The organism is Pseudoalteromonas sp. S16_S37, assembly GCF_014694405.1.
Taxonomy (GTDB): Bacteria; Pseudomonadota; Gammaproteobacteria; order Enterobacterales; family Alteromonadaceae; genus Pseudoalteromonas.
Genome location: NZ_JAAUWV010000100.1, coordinates 1 through 5459, shown reverse-complemented (window position 1 = coordinate 5459; position 5459 = coordinate 1). Strand labels below are relative to the sequence as shown.

The window sequence follows — 5459 nt, the reverse complement described above, 5'->3', positions numbered from 1 at the left end:
CAAGACTATATGGCGGGGCTCCGGCATTTTAAGAAAACCATCACTGACTTGAATTGGCAAAATTTGGATGTTAGTGATGTGTTTGAATTTAAATGATTATTTATGGGGATCCCTCAGCTAATTCGGGGACCTTCTCTTCAATGAACATAAACTGGCCATTTGGATTATTTTCTAAAAATATATACTCTCCATCGGGGGTGACTATCAAATCTATAGCTGAATAATTTAGCTCATAGCTCTTCACAAAAGATAAACATGCTTGCTCGATGTAAGGGGGCAGGGTATATGCAGATATCGGTATATCTACGTTTAAATTTCGACAATCAATCTGAGTTTCTTCGTGAACTTGTGAGTCGAGTTTTGCTGCAAATACTCGTTCGCCAACGATAGTTACTCTTAACTCATATGCTTTGTCTGCATATGCTTGAAATAGGTTTGGTAGAAGTGATAACGAATCGGTATTTTCTAGCATTGCTTGGTCAACTAACGTAGTAGCGACACCTCGTTCTTGACCATTTGAGTCGATAAATGTACTGCTCGCCATTGCTTTATATACAACTTTATTATTTGCAAGATAGAAAGACCTTATTGCACTAGCATCTTGACTAATAATTGTATTTGGAATTTTGAACCCAAATTGGGTTGCTCTGTTAAGCTGCTCACCTTTCCACATTGCTGCACGTAAGTGTTTAGGGTGGCTGATCCAGTAAACGTTTAAGCAGTAAAGCGCACTGAAAAGAGCGTGTTCGGTTTCTTGATCCGCAAACTCTCTTAAACCAGGTTCCATTTCTTCACTTAGATAGCTATACGAAGCTGGTTTTCTCAGCCATACTGCACCGATATCACTAAATTTTATTTTTTTATTTGTTTTTAAGTGGGTAATATAAACTTCAGAGTTGCCGAGTATAAAATCTTGTGTGAAGCTATAATCTTTTGGGAAATGATCTAAGTAAAGTGTAAAAAATTTTATATTGTTTTCATTGAAGAGGGGGGTTGTTTTTTTTACATGATAGTCTTCGTTGTAACTTATTATAAGTACTTCTTTCATCGTTCATTCCTTGATTAAAACGATTTACTTATTTTTTGTATAACGGCACTAAAAGGCTTTGTTTTTGTGCCGTTAATTTTCGGTGGTTAATTAACACCAGATTCCATTGTCCCTTCCCCAGCGAGAGTCACCTCTTGCCCATGGGCCTGAACAGCCAGCTGTTGCTGCTTTATTATTGGTTTGCCACTTTTTTTCGTTTTTAACTTCGTTTTTATTTGCAGAATTAAATGCGAATGGTTTTACATTTTTCATAATCATATCCTGTTGATTTATGTTATAGACCAAATGGTCTAATTTCACACTATCTATGTTTTTATATTTGGTCAATACCGTTTTTATATTAATTTATATGTTTTTTGTTTTTATATTTCCAAATGAAATATGTGGTGTTTTTTATGTAGAGATATGAAAATAGAGAAGAACTATTTGGATAGAAAGTAACAAAGCTTCTGAACAGTTTTGATGTTATGGTATGTATTTGATTAACGAGAACAACCTTTGAATTAATTTAAAGGCTTTTACAAGAGGTGCTACTCCTTTCAGCTGTAAGCCTTGAATTTAGCTCTGCTTGGCTCCATGATATGAACAATATCAGCACTTGAGAACGTGCTTAGTAAAGTTCTATTGGGAAATCTAAACTTAATAGAGCTGTTTGGGGTAAGAAAATGAAGCAGTATGGCCCAGAGTACTGGGATAAATATGGTGTATATCGCACGCCTATCGCTTTTAATTTAACGCTAGTGGTGCTTCTGCGTGCCTACTTATTATGGATATTTTCGGCTGTAGCTCGACGACCTGATTTAGATCTAATGTCCATATTCTTTGAATCCAAAACGCATTTCTTTGTTGCTTTGGGAATTGGCTCAATTGCACTTATTCCGACTGTCATTTTTTCTTTGCGAAGACCTTCAAGTTCGAAACGGTTGGCTAAATATTGGCGATTTATGCGTTGGCCATTATTGTTGGCGGCCATTGCAGACTTGGCATGGTTAACAATCCAAGCCTCGCAAAGCCACTATCAGTTTTCTATGCTTATTGCGGTACAAATGGTGATGCTGCTGTGGGTTATTTTATATTTGCTAAAAAGCAAATATTTAAGCTACTTCTTTAATGACTGGCCAGAACCAGAACACAGTGATAAATCACGTTAAGGCGTTCAATCGAGGAGTACATATGTTGAAATGGAAAGATATTTTAGAGTTTGCCCAAAAGGGCAATCCTGAGCCTGCTTGCAGAGTTGAGAAAAGCCCTGAGAAGTGGCGAAGGGAACTCAGTGAGGAGGTTTATTATATAACTCGAAAAAAAGGGACAGAGAGACCTTTTAGTAGTGCGAGCTGCAGCTTATTTGAACCGGGTGAATATGCTTGTGTTTGTTGTAACAACCTACTTTTTGATGCACAAGAGAAATTTGAAAGTGGCTCAGGGTGGCCTTCATTTACTCAACCCGCACAAAAAAATGCCATTGCTTATGTTGAGGATAATTCTGCGGCAATGCAGCGTATAGAAATTATATGTAACGTGTGTGATGCGCACTTAGGGCATGTATTCCCTGATGGTCCTCCTCCTAGTGGTTTACGCTACTGTGTCAATGCGCTATCTATGGTCAAACTCTAGTCTAAAGATAACCCTAGTTCCTGCATATGAGCGAGGAGCTTGGCAAAGCGTTGGTGTTGCTCTGCATCTAAAGGCATAGTGCTCAGTGTTTTATAACATTTTTTTGCTAAAGTGGAATTAAATGTACCACCGCTTTTCCCTGTGTGATCAAGCATGCATTGGAGTAGGTTTAATGCGATACTGGCATTTTTAGGCATAATTCTAAAAGCCTGAGTAAATGCTTCCATAGCGACCTGTAACTGGCCGCGTTTAAATTGAGTAACGGCATGATTATTGAGCTCTTTAGGGCCCATGGTTATGTCTTTTCGCTCTTTTTGTTGTTGTTCTATATAGCGCATGGTGATCGGATCGCTGACTTGCTGGTGATGCTTACAGTGGTCGATTATTTGAGTAAACATAGTTTGCGCTTTGTTGTGAAAGCCAAGTTCATGAAAAGCCTTTGCTTTGTCTAAGGCTCCGTCTACAGATTTTATGGTTGGTTCGTCATCTAACTGCTCTATAAGTTGACGTGCTTTTTTGCTCTCATCCTTTAAATAATGTATTCGAGCATGTAGTACGTCTATTTGTGCTTGATTGCTAGCATCAGGAAACTGCTTTTTTAAATCTCCCAAATATTGTTGGCTTTGACGTGTAATTCTGTGTATTTGATCACTTTGGTCGGTTGTAAGCGCAAAATCGATACCAGCTCTCACCGCGTTTAAATAAACATCAGGACCGTCATGAATAGAGTTTCGTGCATAATGGGCGATTTCTTTCATGGCGTTATAGTTTGACTCATAATCATGATTTAGTGATGCGATACGACCCAGTGATTTTTGCCTATCTATGTTCCTAGGAGCTATTTGTGAAGCCTCCTGCAGTCGTTCTTGCGCTTGCTCTAGCATATTTAGTTTTACTTCCAGTTTGCCAAGCAAATCTAATGCAACTAGCCTAGTTTCTGGTTGCTCAATCATATTTTCGAGCATTCGTTGTGCTAATGTATCTTCATTATTTAGAATGAGTGCTTCTATTAAGCCTATTTTTGCCCAAGTAAATTTCTGTAGCTCTAACGCTGATTTATAAAAGTGTTTTGCATCGTCTATACGCTTAAGTCTTAGTAGGATCTCACCTTTGAGTTTGAGTAGGATAGGGCTGTAAGCATGGTCTTGTTTGTCCAGTGCAGCATCAATTAGTTTTAAGGCCTTTGAATCGTTGCCATCATCTATTAAAGCGTAAACATTTTTCAAAGCATGCTTTCGTTTTAGCACCCGATCGATCCTAGTTTTTAATTCTTTTATCGAAAAGGGCTTAACCAAAAATTCATCAGGGTTTAGCTCTAAAATACTGTGGACAACACTGGGGCTGGTTTCTGCAGATACAAAAATAAATGCGGTTGTTTTACGAATTAATTTTTTGTGTTTAAGTTCTTCGTATAGTTGATAGCCATCTTGGCCATTAGTAAGATCAAACGAGCAAATAATTAGCTCAAAATTGTGAATTTTACATGACTCCTTTGCTGCAGCTGCACTGTCTGCAAATTGTATATCTCTAAAGCTCAATTGCTCTAAAGAGCGCCTCATATAACTTAGCGCAAGTGGTTGCTCTTCAACAATTAAAATTTTTGCATTAACAAAGGGCTGAATACTCACGAAATCTATTTACTTCTAATAATTGGCTTGTTTCAAGTCTAGTCGGATATTTACGGATTTAAAATATTTAGCACAGTGAGGAAAGAGTAATTAACCATAAAGTATTGGTTTTTGCACGTTTGGAGTTAAAGTGAAGCTCTGACGCTATACGAGGACTATCTTGAAAACGTTGCTGAGTGGTCACACGTGGTGGGTGATCTAGACATGAACCAGTGGCCCTCGCCTTTGTTTTAATACAGTGGCGATGCTTTTTTAAAGGAGATAAATCAGAGTAGACATATGTGGTGGGTGATACTGGACTTGAACCAGTGACCCTCGCCTTGTAAGGGCGATGCTCTCCCAACTGAGCTAATCACCCACATATGATAGGTAGTTCTTTATAACTATATTTTGATTACATGGTGGGTTGCGCTGAACTTGAACCAGTCCCGCCTTTGCCTAATAAAGGGTGGCGACGCTCTCCACTATGTTATTTGATTACATGGTGGGTCGTACTGGACTTTAACTAGTCTCGCCTTTGCCTAATAAGGGGTGGCGACGCTCTCCACTATGTTATTTGATTACATGGTGGGTCGTACTGGACTTTAACTAGTATCGCCTTTGCCTAATAAGGGGTGGCGATGCTCTCCACTATGTTATTTGATTACATGGTGGGTCGTACTGGACTTGAACCAGTGACCCTCGCCTTGTAAGGGCGATGCTCTCCCAACTGAGCTAACGACCCCAAGTAATCAGTTCTTTGCATCCACCAAATTAATGGTGGGTCGTACTGGACTTGAACCAGTGACCCTCGCCTTGTAAGGGCGATGCTCTCCCAACTGAGCTAACGACCCGCAAAGAGTATCTAAATGGTGGGTCGTACTGGACTTGAACCAGTGACCCTCGCCTTGTAAGGGCGATGCTCTCCCAACTGAGCTAACGACCCATTTAGATATTTAACTTTCTAAGTTATAGAACCTGGAAAGTGGTGGGTGATACTGGATTTGACCAGTTATCTTCGCCTTTCGTTGTGAAGGGCGGCGATGCTCTCCCGAATTGTCCACTTAAGATAGTGGTGGGTGATACTGGATTTAACCAGTTATCTTCGCCTTTCGTTATGAAGGGCGGCGATGCTCTCCCAAATTGTCCACTTAAGAAAGTGGTGGGTGATACTGGATTTAACCAGTTAT

Annotated in this window: 6 protein-coding genes and 4 tRNA genes; 3 read left to right on the top strand and 7 right to left on the bottom strand. The window is 39.5% G+C overall.

Features of this window, described 5'->3' with window-relative positions:
• Nucleotides 1-100 precede the first annotated feature (100 nt).
• Both HC733_RS21500 and HC733_RS21495 read right to left on the bottom strand, forming a co-directional pair.
• Nucleotides 101-1048, bottom strand: a complete 948-nt coding sequence (locus HC733_RS21500) for an MvdC/MvdD family ATP grasp protein (RefSeq protein WP_190367026.1) — start codon at nt 1046-1048, stop codon at nt 101-103.
• 90 nt (nt 1049-1138) lie between these two features.
• Nucleotides 1139-1300: a hypothetical protein gene (locus HC733_RS21495; RefSeq protein WP_190367025.1), complete on the bottom strand. Its 162-nt coding sequence runs from the start codon at nt 1298-1300 to the stop codon at nt 1139-1141.
• Nucleotides 1301-1713: 413 nt separating this feature from the next.
• Between HC733_RS21495 and HC733_RS21490 the strand changes: the two genes are divergently transcribed.
• A complete protein-coding gene (locus tag HC733_RS21490) occupies nt 1714-2199 on the top strand; it encodes a DUF2919 domain-containing protein (RefSeq protein ID WP_190367024.1) in 486 nt (161 codons plus the stop codon).
• A 22-nt stretch (nt 2200-2221) separates the two neighbouring features.
• Nucleotides 2222-2662, top strand: a complete 441-nt coding sequence (gene msrB / locus HC733_RS21485) for a peptide-methionine (R)-S-oxide reductase MsrB (RefSeq protein WP_190367023.1) — start codon at nt 2222-2224, stop codon at nt 2660-2662.
• Here the strand turns inward: msrB and HC733_RS21480 are convergent.
• From HC733_RS21480 to HC733_RS21460, 5 genes are all read right to left on the bottom strand, one after another.
• Entirely contained in the window at nt 2659-4290 is a 1632-nt protein-coding gene (locus tag HC733_RS21480; protein WP_190367022.1) for a response regulator, read from the bottom strand. The genes msrB and HC733_RS21480 overlap by 4 nt on opposite strands.
• Nucleotides 4291-4572: 282 nt before the next feature.
• Nucleotides 4573-4648: transfer RNA gene (locus tag HC733_RS21475), tRNA-Val, on the bottom strand.
• Between the two features lie 290 nt (nt 4649-4938).
• Nucleotides 4939-5014: transfer RNA gene (locus tag HC733_RS21470), tRNA-Val, on the bottom strand.
• Nucleotides 5015-5047: 33 nt separating this feature from the next.
• Nucleotides 5048-5123 (bottom strand) — tRNA-Val (locus HC733_RS21465).
• A gap of 16 nt (nt 5124-5139) precedes the next feature.
• Nucleotides 5140-5215 (bottom strand) — tRNA-Val (locus HC733_RS21460).
• Nucleotides 5216-5257: 42 nt separating this feature from the next.
• On the opposite strand from HC733_RS21460, the gene HC733_RS23305 reads away from it, so the two are divergent.
• Nucleotides 5258-5459: hypothetical protein (locus HC733_RS23305; RefSeq protein ID WP_238937657.1), on the top strand; the 202-nt coding region annotated here is incomplete at its 3' end.

Coding starts and splice junctions, on each gene's coding strand:
- HC733_RS21500 (WP_190367026.1), bottom strand. CDS start 1,048: ATGAAAGAAGTACTTATAATAAGTTACAACGAAGACTATCATGTAAAA.
- HC733_RS21495 (WP_190367025.1), bottom strand. CDS start 1,300: ATGAAAAATGTAAAACCATTCGCATTTAATTCTGCAAATAAAAACGAA.
- HC733_RS21490 (WP_190367024.1), top strand. CDS start 1,714: ATGAAGCAGTATGGCCCAGAGTACTGGGATAAATATGGTGTATATCGC.
- msrB (WP_190367023.1), top strand. CDS start 2,222: ATGTTGAAATGGAAAGATATTTTAGAGTTTGCCCAAAAGGGCAATCCT.